This window comes from Pseudomonas sp. 9.2(2024) (assembly GCF_039695385.1).
Classification (GTDB): domain Bacteria; phylum Pseudomonadota; class Gammaproteobacteria; order Pseudomonadales; family Pseudomonadaceae; genus Aquipseudomonas; species Aquipseudomonas paraglycinae.
Window position 1 is genome coordinate 4,082,914 of record NZ_CP155585.1, and the last position, 17,456, is coordinate 4,100,369.

Genomic DNA, 17,456 nt, shown 5'->3' on the forward strand with positions numbered 1-17,456 from the left:
ATGAACTTTTTCGAACGACAAACCCAGGCCCGAAACCAGACGCAACGGCTGGTGTGCATGATGATTCTGGCGATTGTCATGCTGATCGGGATGACCAGCCTGCCCTTCGTCTTCAATGGTTTTGAGGATTACCTGAGCGGGACTGGCACGCTGGCGGACGCGTTTCTGGCAATGGCCGTTATCGCATCGTTCATCAGCAGCATCGTGGTGATTGGCGGTCTGCTGAAATATCGGCAACTGCGGGCGGGCGGCAAGGTCGTCGCGGAGAAACTGGGTGGCCGCCTGCTTAATGGCAATGTGCGTACCCTGGACGAGCAGCGGTTGATGAACGTCGTCGAAGAAATGGCGATTGCCTCCGGCACCTGCATGCCGGCGGTGTATCTGTTACCGGACGAAAGCATCAACGCCTTCGCGGCCGGATTTACACCGGAGGACGCGGCCATTGGTGTGACCCGTGGCGCGGTGACGCTGCTGACCCGGGAAGAACTGCAAGGGGTGATCGCCCACGAATTCAGCCACATTTTCAACGGTGACATGCGCCTAAACACGCAATTGGTGGCAGTGGTGCACGGCCTGTTGATGCTGGGGCTGGCTGGCACTTACATAATGGCCAGCCTGCTCAAGCGCGACAAACGCGACGTGCGATTGATGCTGGTGGTTTTTGCACTCGGTGCCGCGTTGTGCGTGGCCGGGTTTATCGGGAATCTGTACGGCAATCTGATCAAGGCCGCAGTCAGTCGTCAGCATGAGTTCCTCGCTGATGCCAGCGCGGTGCAGTACACGCGCAATCCGCAAAGCATTGTCGGTGCCCTGAAAAAAATCGGCGCCCATGCACAAGGCTCGGTAATCAGATCGCCCCGTGCCGCCGAGTTCAGTCATTTGTTTTTCAGCACCGGCGGATCAGGTTGGCTGAGCCGGATGTTTGCGACCCACCCTGATCTGAGCGTGCGGATTCGTCGGATCGATCCGCAGTGGGACGGGAGTTTTACGACGGCTGCCGCAGCGGGCAAACCGTTGCCTGATCAGATGGCGGCAACGGCGGATTGATTCAGACTCCACGTCCACGGATGGCTAGATGAATTTCTTTGAACAACAGTGCCGGGCCAAACGTCGCTCGGTGCAGCTCGTGATCCTGATGTTTCTCGCCGTACTCGGCTTGGTTCTTGTGTCCTTCATGCTACTGATTCTGCCGATCTCGTACGGCAAAACGCTCGAGGATCTTGCGGAAAACTGGCAGTTTTTCGCGATCATTGCAGCGCTGGTAACGGGTGTTGTGTTGCTCGGCGGGCTGGTCAAATACATCGAACTGAAAGGGGGCGGCAAAGTGGTCGCGCGCCGTTTGGGTGGTCGTCTGATCAACCATGACGCGCGGACTCTGGAAGAGCGCCGCCTGGTCAACGTAGTGGAGGAAATGGCCTTGGCGTCCGGCACCGCAGTCCCTCCCGTGTATCTGCTGCCAGATCTGGGCATCAATGCATTTGCTGCCGGCCTCGCTCCTCAGGATGCAGTGATTGGCGTCACTCAAGGTGCGATAAGTCTTTTGTCACGCGATGAACTGCAAGGTGTGATCGCCCACGAATTCAGCCATATCTATAACGGCGACATGCGCCTGAACACTCAACTGGTAGCGATCGTCCATGGGATCATGGTGATCGGGTTGGCGGGAAACCATCTCTTGCGCGGTCTTGAGGACACACCACATTCATCTGCCAATCGTAAGCAACCGACCATTCTGGTCAGCATGTTTGGCACTGCGCTGTGCATTGTCGGATTCTCCGGGACGTTCTTCGGCAACCTGATCAAGGCTGCAGTCAGCCGGCAACGCGAATTCCTGGCCGATGCGACCGCCGTGCAATACACCCGCAACCCCGACAGTATCGTCGGGGCACTGAAGAAAATCGGCGGGTATAAAATGGGCTCGACCCTCAAGGCCGCCCGTGCCGCCGAGTTCAGCCACCTGTTTTTCGGCCCTGGCACTTCCAGCTCTCTTCTGCTCTCGGGCCATCCGGATCTGCGTGAACGCATTCGCAGGATAGACCCTGACTGGGACGGGACTTTTGTGAACATCGCCGCACCAGCGCAAGACTCGATGGTAGCCAGAACCGTACAGGCAGCGACGCCAAAACAGCTGCCATAGCACGCCATTGATCTGCATAGCACATCAATCCATGCCAACAATGCAATTAACAAATCGATCCCTGCGCGCCACTATCCGCCCCAATAAAAACCGTGCGCCGCCTCCCCGTCGCGCACGTCATAAAAGCGGTGGAGTACTTTTCTATGACAGCCTCAATCCCACACGGCGGCTCGCGGGCCGGCGCCATTTTCCGGGTGACCTCGGGTAACTTCCTCGAACAGTTCGACTTCTTTCTGTTCGGTTTCTATGCCACGCAGATCGCGGCGGTGTTCTTTCCGGCGAGCAGTGAGTTCGCGTCCCTGATGATGACTTTCGCAGTGTTCGGCGCAGGCTTTTTGATGCGTCCGCTGGGGGCCATCGTGCTCGGCGCGTACATCGATGACGTCGGTCGGCGCAAAGGTCTGATCGTCACCCTGTCGATCATGGCCAGCGGCACGATCTTGATTGTGCTGGTGCCCGGATACGAAACCATCGGTCTGTTCGCCCCGGCGCTGGTGTTGATCGGAAGGCTGTTGCAAGGCTTCTCCGCCGGTGCGGAACTGGGCGGGGTTTCGGTGTATCTCTCCGAAATCGCCACGCCCGGTCGCAAAGGCTTTTTCACCGCCTGGCAGTCGGCCAGTCAGCAGGTGGCCATCGTCGTCGCCGCCGCGCTCGGTTACGGCTTGAACCAATGGATGGCGCCGGAAGCGGTCGCCGATTGGGGCTGGCGTATTCCGTTTTTCGTCGGCTGCATGATCGTGCCGTTCATCTTCTTTCTGCGACGCAATCTGGCGGAAACCGAGGAGTTCGCCGCCCGTAAACACCGTCCGAGCATGAAGGAAGTGTTCCGCACCCTCGGCCAGAACTGGGGCGTGGTACTGGGCGGGATGCTGATGGTCGCCCTGACCACCACCGCGTTTTACTTGATCACTGTGTACGCGCCGACCTTCGGCAAAACCGTGCTGCACCTGAGCACATCGGATGCGTTGCTGGTGACGCTGCTGGTGGGTGTTTCCAACTTCTTCTGGCTGCCGATTGGCGGGGCGTTGTCCGATCGCGTCGGCCGCCGTCCAGTGCTGATCGCCATGGCGCTGCTGGCGCTGACCACCACGTATCCAGCGCTGTCGTACCTGGTGCAGGCGCCGAGCTTCAGTCACATGCTGCTGTCGCTGTTGTGGCTGTCGTTTATCTACGGCCTGTACAACGGCGCGATGATTCCGGCGCTGACCGAGATCATGCCGGTGGAAGTGCGAGTGGCCGGTTTCTCCCTGGCTTACAGCCTCGCCACTGCCGTGTTCGGCGGATTCACTCCAGCGATGTCGACCTTCCTGATCCAGTACACCGGCGACAAAGCCGCACCGGGTTACTGGATGAGCATCGGCGCGCTCTGCGCATTGTGCGCGACGCTTTATCTGTATCGCCGGGCCGGCGGTCGTCTGCAACCTGTTACTGCCTGAGAACATCACCATGAAAAAACTGTTTACCGTTACCGCCCTGCTCGCCGGTCTTGCGTTCAACGTTGCGGCCCAGGCCGAAGAACTGCGGGTCATGACTTCCGGCGGTTTCACCGCCGCCTACAAGATCCTCGGGCCGAAATTCGCCGCCGCCACCGGCAACACGCTGGACACCCAACTCGGCCCGTCGATGGGCAAGGCGCCGGAGGCAATCCCCAATCGCCTCGCCCGTGGTGAAAAGGCCGACGTGGTGATCATGGTCGGCTACGCCCTCGATGATCTGATCAAGCAAGGCAAGGTCGACCCGGCTTCGCGTGTGGAGCTGGCGGATTCGCGGATCGGCCTGGTGGTGCGCGAAGGCGCGCCGAAACCGGACATCAGCAACGTCGACGCCCTGAAGAAAACCCTGCTCGACGCCCAGTCGGTGGCCTACTCCGACAGCGCCAGCGGCGTGTACATCGAGCAGCAACTGTTCAAGAAACTCGGAATCGAAGATCAGCTGAAACCCAAGGCGAAGATGATCCCGAAAATCCCGGTCGGCTCGGTGGTCGCCACTGGCGACTATCAACTGGGCTTCCAGCAGGTCAGCGAATTGCTGCCGGTGCCGGGGGTGAGTTTTGTGGCGAAGATTCCTGAATCGGTGCAGTCGGTAACGCGGTTTGCAGCGGGGATTCCGGTGGGTGCGCAGCATCCGCAGGAAGCCAAGGCGTTGCTCGCTTATCTGGCCGCCCCCGCTGCCCAGGCCGACGTGCAGGCCACCGGGCTGGATTCGGTCAAGCGCTGACCGTCGGCGGCTGGACTTTCATTTCCACCACCAGCCGCTCCAGTTCCAGTGCCGCCGGGGTCAGCGTACGACCCCGGCGCTTGATGATGCCGACGCTGCGCATCACTTGCGGCTCGGTCAGCGGCACCCGCGTCAGGATCGGATGATCCGCCGCCGGCATCGCCATCAGCGGCACCGCTGCCACCCCCAACCCCGCTTCCACCAGACCGATCATGGTCGTCACATGCCGCGTCTCGCAGATGCTCGGGCGCTGCGGCACCACTTTGGCCAGCGCCTGGTCCAGCAGAAAACGGTTGCCGGAAGTCTTGTCGAGCGAGATGTAATCCTGCCGGTAGAACTCGTCCCAGGTCACGCTGCTGCGCCCCGCCAGCGGATGATCGCGGCGACAGGCAACGACGTAGCTCTCCTGCACCAGCGGTTCGAAATCCACGCCCGCCTCCTGGGTGCCCATGAAACTCAGACCGAAATCCGCCTCGCCATTGACCACCGCGCTCAGCACGTCGTGGGCGCTGGAATCGAGGACTTTGACTTTGATGCGCGGAAACTGCTGGTGATAACGCGCGACCACGCTCGGCATGAAGTAATACGCCGCCGACGGCACGCAAGCGACGGTTACGTGGCCCTGCCGATTCGAGGCGACTTCGCTGATGCCGAGCAACGCGACGTCCAGATCGTCGAGCAAGCGTTCGACGCTGGGCATGAAACCGCGTCCGGCCTGGGTCAGGCTGACCTTGCGCGTGGTGCGTTCGAACAGCTTCACGCCGAGGGCGTCTTCGAGCTTTTCGATGCGCCGGCTCAGGGCCGGTTGCGACAGGCGCACGGTGTCGGCGGCCTTGCGGAAACTGCCCTGCTCGACCACCGCGCGAAAGGCTTGCAGGTCGTTGAGGTCGAAGTTGATGGCCATGAAAGACTCGAAGGAATTGATTCGCTGAGGCTATAAATGTAACCAATTGATGCAAATTATTACAGAAGCACATCTGCTCAATCAGGCTCTGCGCTGGATCTGCAATCATTTCAGCCTTTATCCTTGTCGCCCCCCGCCGTACCGCGTTACTGGAGTTCCGCTCATGCCCCATGAAGGCAATCTGTTGCAAGCCGCCGTCGTCTTTCTCTTCGCCGCCGTGCTCACCGTTCCCCTGGCCAAGCGTCTGCAACTGGGCGCGGTGCTCGGTTATCTGTTCGCCGGGGTGATCATCGGCCCGTCGGTGCTGGGCCTGATCGGCAATCCGCAAAGCGTCAGCCATATCTCGGAACTGGGCGTGGTGTTGCTGCTGTTCATCATCGGTCTGGAGCTGTCGCCTCGACGGTTGTGGGTGATGCGCAAATCAGTGTTCGGCGTGGGTCTGGCGCAGGTGCTGCTGACCGGTTCGGTGATCGGGGTGCTGGCGTTGTCGGTGTTCGGTCAGCCGTTGAACAGCGCGATTGTCTTGGGCCTGGGCCTGGCGCTGTCGTCCACCGCATTCGGCCTGCAAAGCCTCGCCGAGCGCAAGGAACTGACCAGCCCCCACGGGCGGTTGGCGTTTGCGATTCTGCTGTTCCAGGACATCGCCGCGATCCCGCTGATCGCGCTGGTGCCGATGCTCGCGGGGGTCGATCACCACACCAGCACCGCCGACGACGTGCGCCACAGTTTGCAGGTGCTCGGCGGCATCGCGGTGGTGGTGATCGGCGGACGTTATCTGCTGCGTCCGGTGTTCCGCATCGTGGCGAAAACCGGTCTGCCGGAGGTGTCTACCGCCACTGCGTTGCTGGTGGTAATCGGCACCGCGTGGCTGATGGACATGGTCGGTGTGTCGATGGCGTTGGGCGCGTTTCTCGCCGGGTTACTGCTGGCGGATTCGGAATATCGCCATGAGCTGGAAGCGCAGATCGAGCCATTCAAGGGCCTGCTGCTGGGGCTGTTTTTCATCAGCGTCGGCATGGGCGCCAACCTCAGCCTGCTGCTCAGCGCGCCGATCACGGTGCTGGGGTTGACGCTGTTGCTGATCGCCCTGAAGTTGCCGCTGCTGTTTGTGGTCGGGCGTCTGGCGGGTGGATTGAACAAGGTCAGCGCGATTCGCCTCGGCATCGTGCTGGCGGCAGGCGGTGAGTTTGCTTTCGTAGTGTTCAAGATTGGCCGCGATCAAGGCCTGTTTGAACCACGTCTGTACGACCTGCTGGTGCTGACCATCACCCTGTCGATGGCCGTCACGCCGCTGTTGCTGCTGGTCTGCGCACGGCTGGTCAGCCCGAAGGTGCAGCCGGTGGAAGTGCCGGAGAAATTCCGCCAGATCGAGACCGAATCCCCACGGGTAGTGATCGCCGGCATGGGCCGTATGGGGCAGATCGTGGCGCGGATCCTGCGGGCGCAGAACATCAAGTTCGTGGCGCTGGACACCTCGGTGGAAACCATCGAACTGTCGCGCAGTTTTGGTGGCGTACCGGTGTTCTACGGTGACCCGATGCGTCCGGAAATCCTCAGTGCGGCCAAGGTCGGTGAAGCGGAGTACTTCGTGATTGCCACAGATGATCCGGAAACCAACATCAAGACCGCCGAGATCGTGCGCAAGCTCTACCCAGACATGAAGATCATCGCCCGGGCGCGTAACCGGCAGCATGTTCATCGGTTGGTGGATGTGGGGGCCGATCCGATCCGGGAGACCTATTACTCAAGTCTGGAAATGAGCCGCCGCACCCTGGTTGGCCTTGGCTTGACCCAGGCTCAGGCCGATGCGCGGATCAAGCGCTTCAAGCACCATGACGAACAGGTGCTGGAAGCTCAACACGCGGTGTACGACGACGCGGCCAAAGTGCTGCAGACCGCCCAGGAAGCGCGGGCGGAACTGGCCCGGCTGTTCGAGTCGGATCAACTGGAAGAACAATCGGGCAAGTCCTGAGTTCTTGCTGATCGTTCCCACGTCGAGACGTCGAACCGTCCGCGTGGGAATGCAGCCCAGGACGCTCCGCGTCCCTTCCAGAGCTGGAACGCGGAGCGTCCCTTGAGGCATTCCCACGCGGAGCGTGGGAACGATCAGATGGGAGCCAGCAGGCTCAGGCTATCTCCAGCTCCCTCTCTTCTTTGGCCGGCACCACTTCAAACCGGTCCGCCAGAAACGGCGTGATGTCCAGCGGCAGCGGTTCATCGTTGACCAGCTTGTCCAGCAACACCCCGGTGATCGCCGACGTCAGCACCCCGGTGCGGAAATGCCCGCAGGCGTTGAGATACCCCTCCACCCCGGCCATCGGCCCGAGAATCGGCAATTCGTCCGGCGAGCCCGGCCGCAACCCGGCCCAGGTGCGTTTGAGGTTGATGTCCGCCAGTTCCGGCAAACAACGCACCGCGCCCTGCACCAGCCCGGCGATTTCCGGCCAGGTGGTGGTGACGTCGAAGCCCTTGTCCTCGGTGGTGCTGCCGATCAGGATTTCGCCGTTGTCCTTCTGCGCCATGTAGCAATCGCTGGTGGTCAGGCAACCGTTGAGGATTTTCGGCAGACGTTCGGTCAGCAGGATCTGGCCTTTCACCGGTTTCACCGGAATACGGATGCCCGTGGCCCACTCGCTCAAGTCCGCTGCCCACGCACCCGCTGCGTTGATCAGGGTCTTGCAGTGAAACACCCCGGCTTCGGCCGTCTGTACGCCAGTCACCCGCGAGCCGTGATGCAGCACGCCGGTGATGTTGGTGTTGACGTACATGTCCACGCCATTCTGCCGGGCACCTTCGGTGTAGGCGTCGGCCAGGCGGAACGGGCTGACCTGGTGGTCGCAGAGAAACTCCAGCGCCCCGCGCGCTTCATGGCTGACGCTCGGCTCTGACTCGCGCAATGCCGCCTGATCCAGCCAGCGCACCTGATCGGCCAGGTGCGGAATGCAGCCGACGATGTGCTCGGCGTACAACCGGTCTTCATCGTCATAGATCACGAATTTGAGCCCGGTCTTTTCGAACTTGAAATCCATCCCGTGATTGTCACGCAGCTCGCGGTGCAGCGCCGGGTACAGCGCGTTGGACTGCAAGGCGAAATCGAAAAACGACGGAGGCAGGATGTGCGGTGTGCTGGAGTCAACCGCCACCGCCGCGCCCTGGGTTTCGCGCTTGCGGTTGGCCGACATCATGCGGAAGAAAATCACCCCGCAACCCAATCCCACCGACTCGCCAATCGCCCACAAACCACCGGCCGAAGCGCGGGTCGCGTTGCCCGGGCGCTTGGCGTCGATCAGCGCAACCTTGAGGCCTTTGCGCTTGGACAATTGGTAGGCGATGGACGCGCCGATCACACCGCCGCCGGCGATGACCACGTCATAGAACTTACTCATGGGAAACGGCCTCCGTGCCGAGGGACTGGAACGCGGAAAAAGGAATCGGATCAATCGGGAAACGCGGCCGCAGCCAGCCGACATCCTTGCGCCCGGTGGCCTGTCGCAAGCGGTCACTGCAATAGCCGACGCACATCCGCCCCTGACAGTCGCCCATGCTTACGCGGGTGCGCATTTTCAGGCTGGCGATGTCTTGCACGCCCTGCTCCAGCGCGCGGTCGATGTCGGCGCGGGTCGCGTGTTCGCAACGGCAGATCACCGTGTCGGCAGCCGGCAATGCGGTTTGCCCGACGCCGCGTTCGGTGTAGCGATCCACCGCCGCGCGGAAGCGCACGATGGCTTTGAGTTTGCCCAGATAACGGTCGCGACGGACTCGCGCCAGCTCTTCTTCCAGCACGCCGCGTTGCAGCAGGATCGAGGTCGCCGCGATCTTGCCGGCCAGCATCGCCGCTTCACCGCCGCGAATCCCGCCCATGTCACCGGCCAGATGCACGTGGGGCTCGCTGCTTTGCTGCCAGATATTGGCATTGGCGCGCAGGTAACCGTCGTCGCTGAAGCCGTGATCCAGGCCCATTTGCTGACTCAGTTGCGTGCGCGGAATGAAGCCGTAGCCGACCGCGAGTGTCTTCGCCTCGAAGCGTTCGACGCGACTCATGTCCGGCTCCCACGTTGCCGAGTACGGCGCCACGCTGACGCTTTTCAGTTCGCCTTCGCCGTGCGCTTCGACCACGCCCCAGCCGTAGTTCATCGGGATGCCATGCAGTTTCAGATAAGCGAGCATGCTCAAGCCATCGAGGAACAGTTGCGGCTTGTTCAGCAGTGCCAGACTTTCCTTGGCGATCTTGCCGAACGCGCAGGCCTCGTAGACCCCGGCCACGCTCACACCCGACGCATGCAACTGAGTCGCCACCAGCGGCAACAGCGGCCCGGTACCGGCGATCACCACCGGCCCCTGCGGTTTGACCACGCCGCTTTTGATCTGCAATTGCAGGCCGCCGAGCATGATCACGCCGGGCAGCGTCCAGCCTGGAAACGGCACGCTGCGTTCATGGCAACCGGCGGCCAGCAGCAACTGCGGGTATTCGATTTCGTGCAGTCGCTCGTCGCCGTCCAGCACCACCAGCGAGCGCGTGCCTTCGGCGCCGACCACGCGGTGGTTGAGGCGCACGTCGATCAGCCCGGACTGCTCCTGAAAATCACCGTGCAGTTTGCCCAACGCCTCGGAATAGCGCGGCCCCAGATAATCCAGCTGCACGCCGTCACGCAGCGGCCCGCGATAGACCACGCCACCCAGGCGCGATGCTTCTTCGAGCAAGGTGCAGCGCACCCCGTGCAGGGCCAGTTCGATGGCCGCGGCCATTCCCGCCGGGCCACCCCCTACGATCACCGGATTCTGGCTCATACCACCTCCTGCCCGTGAATGCGGTTGACCTGGGTCTCGATCAGCATGCCGTCGCGCACCACGGTCTGGCAGGCTCGACGCTTGTGCCGGCCGTTGATTTTCACCAGGCAGCACTGGCACACGCCCATGCCGCAATAGGCACCGCTGATCTGGTTGTGATCGTTGCGCGCGACCTGGCGCACGCCGAGGGACTGAATGACGCTGAGCACGGTTTCGCCGATGGCGGCGGTGACCGGCTGGCCGTTGATGTGGACAGTCATATCCGCCTGCGCCAAAGGCTGGATATCGAAGGTTCTTTCTAGGCAGTGCATTGCAATGATCATCCGTGAAAGGTTCAGGTGAGGTTGAAACAGCTCCTTGCTGCACTACACCTCGCCGGCACGTCGGGTGTTATCTCTCTATCGGGCCGGCAGGTTGGTTCCGCTCGCGCAGCAAAGTGCGCGCAAGCAATGTAGTCGATCCAGCGGCAAGGGCCTGGAAATTTCACGGTAGGGGATATTGCGCCGACGAATATTGATCCAGGCCATGGAAATGACTGGTCGGTTCTGCGCCTTCGGCCCCGCGCAGAAAGCAAAAAGCCGCTTCAACCCGAAGGTGGAAGCGGCCAAGGCATGTGCCTCAAGGAATCAGTGCACGAACAGGGCGATCAGGATGATGATCGGGATTGGAACACCGAGGAAAAACAGCAGTAGTGAGCGCATGGTGGTTCTCCTTGATTAACGGACTGGCGGCAGCGTGGTCGTGGTGTAGGTTTCGACTTCGACGTACTCGACCGCATCCCGGCGACGACCGCCGAAGGTGGCCGAGAGGCTGGCGAAGAACGCACCGGCCAACAGTGCGATGAACATCCACAGCGTGGTCCAGGCAGCGACTTTGGCGGCGGTGTCGGCGGCTTGTTGCGCTTTCAGCTTGGCGTCGGCGATGGCTTTCTGGGTACGGGCGTAGATTTCATCGACCCGACGTTCGGCGTCGGCCTGGGTCAGGTTGGTACGCTGAGCGACCAGTTGTGCGAGGTAGGTACGGTCTTCGGCGCTGAGCTGACCGTTGGCCAGGCTTTGGGCGAAGATCCGGGTTACGGTGCCACGGGCGGCGTCATCGCTGACGGCGGCGGGACGATCGTCGCGGAACAGGCTGTCGACGAAGTAGCCGTACTGGTCACTGTCGGTGTTGCCGGCCGCTGTGCCGGCCGCTTGCGTCATGGCACCGGCAGCGCCGCCGACAACACTCGCACCGGCCTGCACGCCACCGCTGACGATGCTGCTGACCGAGCCGACCACCAGCGTTGCGGTGACCAGCGTCGCGACACACCAGGAAAGGAAGCCATGGGCGGTGTCGCGGAAATACACCTCGTCACCGTGCATGTTGGCCCACTTCACTCGCAAGCGACCAGCAATGTAGCCGCCGAGCCCCGAAGCGATGATTTGCGTGGCCGCCAGCCAGATAATGGTGGAAATGCCCAGGCCCTTGGCGCTGACGCCCTCCCCGGCCCACGGTGAAACGGCGGAGAAGCCCAGACCGAAGCCCAGCAGCACGAGAATCAGCGACAGTGCCGCCGCAGCGGCAGCCCCTGCGAAGATCGCGCCCCAGGACACCCCCGAGACGTTGCTCGACTCTCCTTCGTAGGCAGGATAAAACCCATCAGAGGATCTATTCATTGTTGTAGTGCTCCAGGCATGAAAAATGGTGTTACAACTCGTCAACAGAGGAATTGCAGTGACCGTGCCAGTCGCCCACATTAAATAAATCGTTTGAATTCAATAGCTTAAAAAGTCTGAACTTCCTAAGACCATGCAAATTGCAACAACGGGTCGATAACAGCGGGTTTTATGCATTGGCACAAAAGCCCGGCCGTGGCGTTTGTATCCGCTAAAACATGAAAGTTAATTTAAAGCGCCGGCGCAAAATCTTGGCAAAATGCTGCCATTGCGTTTGAACAGACCAGCAGGCCCACCATGACTCGCATCCTCACCATCGAAGACGACGCCGTGACCGCCCGGGAAATTGTCGCCGAACTGAGCAGCCACGGCCTCGACGTGGACTGGGTCGACAACGGCCGTGAAGGCCTGGACCGCGCCGTCAGCGGCAACTACGACCTGATCACCCTCGACCGCATGCTGCCGGAGCTTGATGGCCTGGCCATCGTCACCACCCTGCGCACCATGGGCGTGGCCACGCCGATCCTGATGATCAGCGCCCTCTCCGATGTCGACGAGCGCGTTCGCGGCTTGCGCGCCGGCGGCGATGACTACCTGACCAAACCGTTCGCCACCGATGAAATGGCCGCCCGGGTCGAAGTGTTGCTGCGTCGCCAGAACAGCAACGGCGCCCAGCCGACCACGTTGCAGGTGGCGGACCTGCAACTCGACCTGATCAGCCACGAAGCCCGACGCGCCGAGCAGGTGCTGACATTGTTGCCGACCGAGTACAAATTGCTGGAATTCCTGATGCGCAACAGCGGCCAGATCCTGTCGCGGATGATGATTTTCGAGGAAGTCTGGGGCTATCACTTCGACCCCGGCACTAACCTGATCGACGTGCACATCGGCCGCCTGCGCAAGAAGATCGACCCGCCGGGCAATGTCCCGCTGATCCGCACGGTGCGAGGCTCGGGTTATGTCATTGCCGAACCCGTCTGACGGTTGGCGCTCCTCCAGCAGCCGCTTGCTGGCGCTGTACAGTTCGTTGTTCGTGGCCTGGAGCGCGATCCTCATGGGTGTCATGTACTTCGAGGTGTCCGGTTATCTCGACAATCTGGCCAAACATTCGCTGATGCAACGTCAGCATCTGTTTTCGCACTTTCGCGGCGATCAGCTGGAAGACGCGCTCGCCGCCAGCATGACGTTCGACATTCGTGGCATCGACGCCTACGGTCTGTTCGACGCTCAGCACCGTTACCTGGGTGGCGCGTTGCAGAGGATCCCCGAGGGCCTGCCGCTGGACGGCAAGATCCACATGCTCAGCGAATGCGCCGACTCCGACGACCCGACCCTGCCCGCCGACAGCTGCGACGCGGTAGCCACCCCGACCCGCGACGGTCGCTGGCTGGTGCTGCTGCGTGACAACGGCTCGCTGTTCGCGGTGACGAAGATCATTCTGCATGCGCTGCTCTGGGGCGTGTCGCTGACGATTGTGCCGGGGATCATCGGCTGGCATCTGCTGCGTCGTCGGCCGCTGCGGCGGATCCGGGCGATCCAGGCCAGCGCCCAGTCGATTGTCGCCGGCGATCTGACCCACCGTTTGCCACTGTCCAATCGCCGAGATGAGCTGGACATGCTCGCCGCCATCGTCAATGCCATGCTCGATCGCATCGAGCGCTTGATGAACGAAGTCAAAGGCGTGTGCGACAACATCGCCCATGACCTGCGCACCCCGCTGACCCGCTTGCGCGCGCAGTTGTATCGCATGCAGCAGCAGGCCGGCGAAGGCTCGCCGGAAGCGGTGCAACTGGATCTGGTGCTGGCCGAGGCCGATACGCTGATGGCGCGGTTTCGCGGGTTGCTGAGGATTTCCGAGCTTGAGGATCGTCAGCGGCGCTCGGGGTTTGTCGAGCTTGATCCGGTGTTGTTGCTGCAGGAACTGCACGAGTTCTATCTGCCGCTGGCCGAAGACGACGAGCTGCGTTTCGAGCTGAACATGCCTGAAACGCTGCCGATGCTGAACGGCGATCGGGCGTTGCTGTTTGAAGCGCTGGCGAACCTGTTGAGCAACTCGATCAAGTTCACCCCGGCCGGTGGCACGGTGGTGTTGCGCGGGGTCAATGATGCGGGGCATACGCGGATCGAAGTGCATGACTCCGGGCCCGGCATTCCCGAGTCGGAACGGGAGGCGGTGTTCCAGCGGTTCTACCGCGCCGAGGGCGGGCAATTGCAGAACGGCTTTGGTCTGGGACTGTCGATCGTCGCGGCGATCGTCAACCTGCATGGGTTCAGCCTTGAGGTGGGACGCAGCGATCTGGGCGGGGCGAAGCTGGTGCTGGATTGTCGGCAGAGTCTGATTTCACAGTCTTGAACTTCATGTATTCCCCATGTGGGAACCAGCCTGCTGGCGATGACGGCGTGTCAGTCAATGAATAGTTGAATGATCGACCGTTATCGCTAGCAGGCTAGCTCCCACAAGGGGTTCTTGCAGAAACTCAGGCGGGGTAGTTGGCGCGCAGCGCTTCGAGCCCGCCCTGATAGATCCCTCTAAACAGCGCCACCACTTCCTCATCAGTCACGCCCTTGGCCGTGAAGCGTCCCGACCACGTCACCTTCGCGCCCTGCCCTTGGGGCTCAACACGAATCGTCGCCAGATAATCGGTGGCCGGAAACGGTGCCTGCAGAATCGAATAGCTGTAGGTTTTGCCCGCGTTATCGAACGTTTCCAGACGCTCGACCACCACGCCACCGTCAGCGGTTTGCAGGGTGCGCACACGCCCGCCTTCGCTCAGTTCGCTGTTGGGAATGAACGGCAGCCAGTCCGGCAAGGTGTTGAAGCCGCCAATCAATTGCCAGACCTGATCGGCCGAAGCCGGGATGTCGATCGTTGCTGATGCTGTTGCCATAAATAAAAAGTCTCTCTCGATAAGTTCAGATAGTCAGGCTGTCGACCACGCCGCCATCGACCCGCAAAGCGGCGCCGGTGGTGGCCGAAGACAGCGGTGAAGCGATGTAGGTAACCAGGTGCGCGACCTCTTCGACATCCGCCACGCGCTGGATGATCGAGCTCGGACGGGCCCGGCGCACAAAGGCGTCAGCCTCGTCCCGCAGGCTGCGCCCAGATTCGGCGGCGGCATCCTTGAGCATTTCTTCGACACCGTCGGTGAAGGTCGGCCCCGGGAGGATCGCGTTGACCGTAACCCCGGTGCCCGCCAGGCGTTTGGCAAGGCCATGGGACACCGCGAGGTTGGCGCTTTTGGTCACGCCGTAGTTGATCATGTCGGCCGGGGTGGCCACGCCGGATTCCGAAGACAGGAAGATCACCCGCCCCCAGCCCTGCTCGACCATCGCCGGCACGTAATGCCGCGACAGGCGCACGCCGGAGATCACGTTGATTTCATAGAAGCGCGTCCACTCATCGTCCGGCGCGTCGAAGAAATCCACGGCGTTGTAGATGCCGAGGTTGTTCACCAGGATGTCGGCTTTCGGTTCGGCGGCGAACAGTTTCTGCGCGCCTTCGGCCGTGCCCAGATCCGCCGTCAGACCCCGCAGTTGCGCGCCCGGCACCTTGTCTCGAATGCTTGCCAGCGCCTGCTCGACCTTGGCCGCGTCGCGACCGATCACCACCACCGTGGCGCCCGCCTCGGCCAGCGACTGGCTGATGCCCAAACCGATGCCCGCCGTGCTGCCGCTGACAATCGCCAGTTTTCCGCTCAGATCGATCTTCATGCTTTCACCTCGTCGATGGGTAATGGTGCACGTTCGGACACCAGTTTCGCTTCACGCATGGCCTGCCAGAAACCGGCCGGAATGACCGCCGACAGCGCCGCCACATCTTCAGCGATGCGCCCCGGTTTGCTCGCGCCGGGAATCACTGCCGCCACGGCCGGATTGGCCAGCGAGAATTGTAGTGCAGCCGCTTTGACATCGACGCCGTAGGCGGCAGCGATGCGTTTGATCTGCTCGACTCTGGCAACGATTTCAGGACTGGCTTTCTGGTATTCGAAGTGCGCGCCACCGGCCAGAATCCCCGAGCTGTATGGGCCGCCGACCACGATTTCAACGTTCTGCGCCCGGGCCGAATCCATCAAGCGCTGCAGAGCGCGGTCGTGGTCGAGCAAGGTGTAGCGGCCGGCCAACAGGAAGCCGTCAGGCTGCGCCTCGGTCAGGTCCAGCGTCAACTCGCACGGTTCAACCTTGTTCACGCCCAGGCCCCAGCCCTTGATCACGCCTTCTTCACGCAGGCGGGTCAGGACTTTGAAGGCGCCGGTGCGTGCCTGATTGAAATACTCGAGCCATTGGTCGCCGTAGAAATCCTGAGCGATATCGTGGACCCAGACGATGTCGAGGCGATCGGTTTTCAGACGCTTGAGGCTGTCTTCGATCGAACGCAAGGTGGCGTCGGCGCTGTAGTCGTTGACGATCTTGTTCGGGCGACCGTGCTCGAACACCCCGCTTTTCTCGCCCAGATCCCGGGCGGCGGCGTCTTCGACTTCATCGAGAATCACCCGGCCGACCTTGGTGCTGAGCACATATTCGTCGCGTTTGTAGCGGGACAGTGCTTCGCCGAGGCGGATTTCCGACAGGCCCGAGCCGTAGAACGGCGCGGTGTCGAAGTAACGCACGCCGGCATCCCACGCCGCGTGCACGGTGGCCTGGGCTTCTTCCTCAGGAATGGCGCGGAACATGTTGCCCAGCGGCGCGGTGCCGAAGCCGAGTTGGCCGGGAAGTTTGTCTTTCAAGCTCATGATGCTGTCCTCGTAGTTCGTGGTCGGTGTTGACCGTTGAGCAGATCCTAGATTGCGCCACTCAGACCGTCCAAGACATAATCCGCAGCACTTGAGTCCCTGAAGGTCTGACATGATCGACATCCGCCAATTGCGCTACTTCGTCGCCGTCGCCGAGGAAGAACACGTCGGCCGCGCCGCCGAGCGCCTGCACATTTCCCAGTCGCCCCTGAGCCGACAGATCGCCCAGCTGGAAGAGCGCTTGGGCCTGACCCTGTTCGAACGCAGCCAGCAGCGCATCCGCCTGACCCGCGACGGCCAGACCTTTCTCGCCGAAACCCGCGCCCTGCTGACCCACGCCAACCGCCTGGAATCTCTCGGCAAACGCCTGGGCCGTGGCGAAGAAGGCGGCCTGTGCATCGGCTACATCGAGAACGCGATGCACGCCGGGGTCTTGCCCAACGCCTTGCGCGTGCTGCGGGTCGACCGGCCCAACGTGCATGTCGCGCTGTACAACCTGAGTTCCGCCGAACAACTGGAAGGCCTGCGTCAGCGTAGCCTCGATATCGCGCTGGTCAGTGAACCGCCGACGATCGACGACCCGGACCTGCTGGGCTTTCAGGTACTGGACGACCCGATGCTGCTGGCGCTGCCCGAACATCACCCTCTCAACCAACTGCCCTCGCTGACCCCGGCGGATCTGGCCGATCAGGAATGGATCGGCGTGCAGCCTCGCCAAGGCGCTGACGATGAGTTCGTCAGCGCCTGCATTCGCGCGGGCTTCACCCCGGATGTACGGATGCAGGCCACCGAGCCGTTTACCGCGTTGGGGCTGGTCGCTTCGGGGCTGGGGATCGCGATGATCCAGAAAGGCCTGAGCCATAACGCACCGCCGGGCGTGGTGCTGCGGGAAGTGCCGTGGCTGGCGTTCACCACGCCGTTGTGGGCGGCTTGGCACCGAGTCAATTTACGGCCGTTGGTGGAGACGTTTCGTAAAGTGTTGACCGGGTCCGATATTTCCGCCGCCTGAATAGCCCTCCCGAAAC

General features: G+C 61.9%; 16 protein-coding genes. 8 read left to right on the forward strand and 8 right to left on the reverse strand.

Features of this window, described 5'->3' with window-relative positions:
- The 4 genes from ABFB52_RS18250 (at position 1) to ABFB52_RS18265 (ending at position 4,354) form a co-directional block, all read left to right on the forward strand.
- Positions 1–1,047: a M48 family metallopeptidase gene (locus tag ABFB52_RS18250; RefSeq protein WP_129973989.1), complete on the forward strand. Its 1,047-nt coding sequence runs from the start codon at positions 1–3 to the stop codon at positions 1,045–1,047.
- A 28-nt stretch (positions 1,048–1,075) separates the two neighbouring features.
- Positions 1,076–2,137 carry a M48 family metallopeptidase gene (locus ABFB52_RS18255; protein ID WP_129973988.1) on the forward strand — a complete coding sequence of 354 codons (1,062 nt, stop codon included), beginning with the start codon at positions 1,076–1,078 and terminating at the stop codon, positions 2,135–2,137.
- Positions 2,138–2,280: 143 nt separating this feature from the next.
- Positions 2,281–3,573 (forward strand): MFS transporter, encoded by a 1,293-nt coding sequence (locus ABFB52_RS18260; protein WP_129973987.1) that lies wholly within the window; start codon positions 2,281–2,283, stop codon positions 3,571–3,573.
- A 10-nt stretch (positions 3,574–3,583) separates the two neighbouring features.
- Positions 3,584–4,354 carry a substrate-binding domain-containing protein gene (locus tag ABFB52_RS18265; RefSeq protein WP_085613216.1) on the forward strand — a complete coding sequence of 257 codons (771 nt, stop codon included), beginning with the start codon at positions 3,584–3,586 and terminating at the stop codon, positions 4,352–4,354.
- Here the strand turns inward: ABFB52_RS18265 and ABFB52_RS18270 are convergent.
- Complete coding sequence (locus ABFB52_RS18270; RefSeq protein WP_039767273.1) at positions 4,344–5,258, reverse strand: LysR family transcriptional regulator; 915 nt, start codon at positions 5,256–5,258, stop codon at positions 4,344–4,346. The two genes, ABFB52_RS18265 and ABFB52_RS18270, sit on opposite strands and share 11 nt — an antisense overlap.
- A 163-nt stretch (positions 5,259–5,421) precedes the next feature.
- Between ABFB52_RS18270 and ABFB52_RS18275 the strand changes: the two genes are divergently transcribed.
- Positions 5,422–7,230, forward strand: a complete 1,809-nt coding sequence (locus tag ABFB52_RS18275; protein WP_064380587.1) for a monovalent cation:proton antiporter-2 (CPA2) family protein — start codon at positions 5,422–5,424, stop codon at positions 7,228–7,230.
- A 154-nt stretch (positions 7,231–7,384) separates the two neighbouring features.
- Here the strand turns inward: ABFB52_RS18275 and hcnC are convergent, their stop codons facing one another.
- The 4 genes from hcnC to ABFB52_RS18295 form a co-directional block, all read right to left on the reverse strand.
- The gene (hcnC, locus tag ABFB52_RS18280; RefSeq protein ID WP_129974127.1) at positions 7,385–8,644 is read right to left on the reverse strand and encodes a cyanide-forming glycine dehydrogenase subunit HcnC; all 1,260 of its coding nucleotides are present in this window, start codon (positions 8,642–8,644) and stop codon (positions 7,385–7,387) included.
- Positions 8,637–10,046 (reverse strand): cyanide-forming glycine dehydrogenase subunit HcnB, encoded by a 1,410-nt coding sequence (gene hcnB / locus ABFB52_RS18285; RefSeq protein ID WP_129974126.1) that lies wholly within the window; start codon positions 10,044–10,046, stop codon positions 8,637–8,639. Before hcnB ends, hcnC begins: the two co-directional genes overlap by 8 nt.
- Positions 10,043–10,357 (reverse strand): cyanide-forming glycine dehydrogenase subunit HcnA, encoded by a 315-nt coding sequence (hcnA, locus tag ABFB52_RS18290; protein ID WP_102687833.1) that lies wholly within the window; start codon positions 10,355–10,357, stop codon positions 10,043–10,045. The genes hcnB and hcnA overlap by 4 nt, the downstream gene beginning before the upstream one ends.
- Before the next feature lie 405 nt (positions 10,358–10,762).
- Positions 10,763–11,701 carry a hypothetical protein gene (locus tag ABFB52_RS18295; protein WP_102687794.1) on the reverse strand — a complete coding sequence of 313 codons (939 nt, stop codon included), beginning with the start codon at positions 11,699–11,701 and terminating at the stop codon, positions 10,763–10,765.
- 297 nt (positions 11,702–11,998) lie between these two features.
- Between ABFB52_RS18295 and ABFB52_RS18300 the strand changes: the two genes are divergently transcribed.
- Entirely contained in the window at positions 11,999–12,682 is a 684-nt protein-coding gene (locus ABFB52_RS18300; RefSeq protein ID WP_007952956.1) for a response regulator transcription factor, read from the forward strand.
- A complete protein-coding gene (locus ABFB52_RS18305) occupies positions 12,660–14,054 on the forward strand; it encodes a HAMP domain-containing sensor histidine kinase (protein ID WP_129974125.1) in 1,395 nt (464 codons plus the stop codon). Before ABFB52_RS18300 ends, ABFB52_RS18305 begins: the two co-directional genes overlap by 23 nt.
- A gap of 124 nt (positions 14,055–14,178) precedes the next feature.
- Here ABFB52_RS18305 and ABFB52_RS18310 read toward each other — a convergent pair whose 3' ends face one another.
- From ABFB52_RS18310 to ABFB52_RS18320, 3 genes are read right to left on the reverse strand one after another with little or no spacing between them, the layout of a single operon-like run.
- Positions 14,179–14,589, reverse strand: a complete 411-nt coding sequence (locus tag ABFB52_RS18310) for an SRPBCC family protein (RefSeq protein WP_129974124.1) — start codon at positions 14,587–14,589, stop codon at positions 14,179–14,181.
- Positions 14,590–14,614: 25 nt separating this feature from the next.
- The gene (locus ABFB52_RS18315) at positions 14,615–15,412 is read right to left on the reverse strand and encodes an SDR family oxidoreductase (RefSeq protein WP_007952959.1); all 798 of its coding nucleotides are present in this window, start codon (positions 15,410–15,412) and stop codon (positions 14,615–14,617) included.
- Positions 15,409–16,431: an aldo/keto reductase gene (locus ABFB52_RS18320; protein WP_129974123.1), complete on the reverse strand. Its 1,023-nt coding sequence runs from the start codon at positions 16,429–16,431 to the stop codon at positions 15,409–15,411. Before ABFB52_RS18320 ends, ABFB52_RS18315 begins: the two co-directional genes overlap by 4 nt.
- 112 nt (positions 16,432–16,543) lie before the next feature.
- Here ABFB52_RS18320 and ABFB52_RS18325 point away from each other — a divergent pair, with 112 nt between their 5' ends.
- The gene (locus tag ABFB52_RS18325; RefSeq protein ID WP_129974122.1) at positions 16,544–17,440 is read left to right on the forward strand and encodes a LysR substrate-binding domain-containing protein; all 897 of its coding nucleotides are present in this window, start codon (positions 16,544–16,546) and stop codon (positions 17,438–17,440) included.
- Positions 17,441–17,456: the final 16 nt, after the last annotated feature.

Excerpts from the sequence above, each read along its gene's own strand:
- ABFB52_RS18250 (WP_129973989.1), top strand. The coding sequence starts at position 1 with ATGAACTTTTTCGAACGACAAACCCAGGCCCGAAACCAGACGCAACGG.
- ABFB52_RS18255 (WP_129973988.1), top strand. The coding sequence starts at position 1,076 with ATGAATTTCTTTGAACAACAGTGCCGGGCCAAACGTCGCTCGGTGCAG.
- ABFB52_RS18260 (WP_129973987.1), top strand. The coding sequence starts at position 2,281 with ATGACAGCCTCAATCCCACACGGCGGCTCGCGGGCCGGCGCCATTTTC.
- ABFB52_RS18265 (WP_085613216.1), top strand. The coding sequence starts at position 3,584 with ATGAAAAAACTGTTTACCGTTACCGCCCTGCTCGCCGGTCTTGCGTTC.
- ABFB52_RS18270 (WP_039767273.1), bottom strand. The coding sequence starts at position 5,258 with ATGGCCATCAACTTCGACCTCAACGACCTGCAAGCCTTTCGCGCGGTG.
- ABFB52_RS18275 (WP_064380587.1), top strand. The coding sequence starts at position 5,422 with ATGCCCCATGAAGGCAATCTGTTGCAAGCCGCCGTCGTCTTTCTCTTC.
- hcnC (WP_129974127.1), bottom strand. The coding sequence starts at position 8,644 with ATGAGTAAGTTCTATGACGTGGTCATCGCCGGCGGCGGTGTGATCGGC.
- hcnB (WP_129974126.1), bottom strand. The coding sequence starts at position 10,046 with ATGAGCCAGAATCCGGTGATCGTAGGGGGTGGCCCGGCGGGAATGGCC.
- hcnA (WP_102687833.1), bottom strand. The coding sequence starts at position 10,357 with ATGCACTGCCTAGAAAGAACCTTCGATATCCAGCCTTTGGCGCAGGCG.
- ABFB52_RS18295 (WP_102687794.1), bottom strand. The coding sequence starts at position 11,701 with ATGAATAGATCCTCTGATGGGTTTTATCCTGCCTACGAAGGAGAGTCG.
- ABFB52_RS18300 (WP_007952956.1), top strand. The coding sequence starts at position 11,999 with ATGACTCGCATCCTCACCATCGAAGACGACGCCGTGACCGCCCGGGAA.
- ABFB52_RS18305 (WP_129974125.1), top strand. The coding sequence starts at position 12,660 with ATGTCATTGCCGAACCCGTCTGACGGTTGGCGCTCCTCCAGCAGCCGC.
- ABFB52_RS18310 (WP_129974124.1), bottom strand. The coding sequence starts at position 14,589 with ATGGCAACAGCATCAGCAACGATCGACATCCCGGCTTCGGCCGATCAG.
- ABFB52_RS18315 (WP_007952959.1), bottom strand. The coding sequence starts at position 15,412 with ATGAAGATCGATCTGAGCGGAAAACTGGCGATTGTCAGCGGCAGCACG.
- ABFB52_RS18320 (WP_129974123.1), bottom strand. The coding sequence starts at position 16,431 with ATGAGCTTGAAAGACAAACTTCCCGGCCAACTCGGCTTCGGCACCGCG.
- ABFB52_RS18325 (WP_129974122.1), top strand. The coding sequence starts at position 16,544 with ATGATCGACATCCGCCAATTGCGCTACTTCGTCGCCGTCGCCGAGGAA.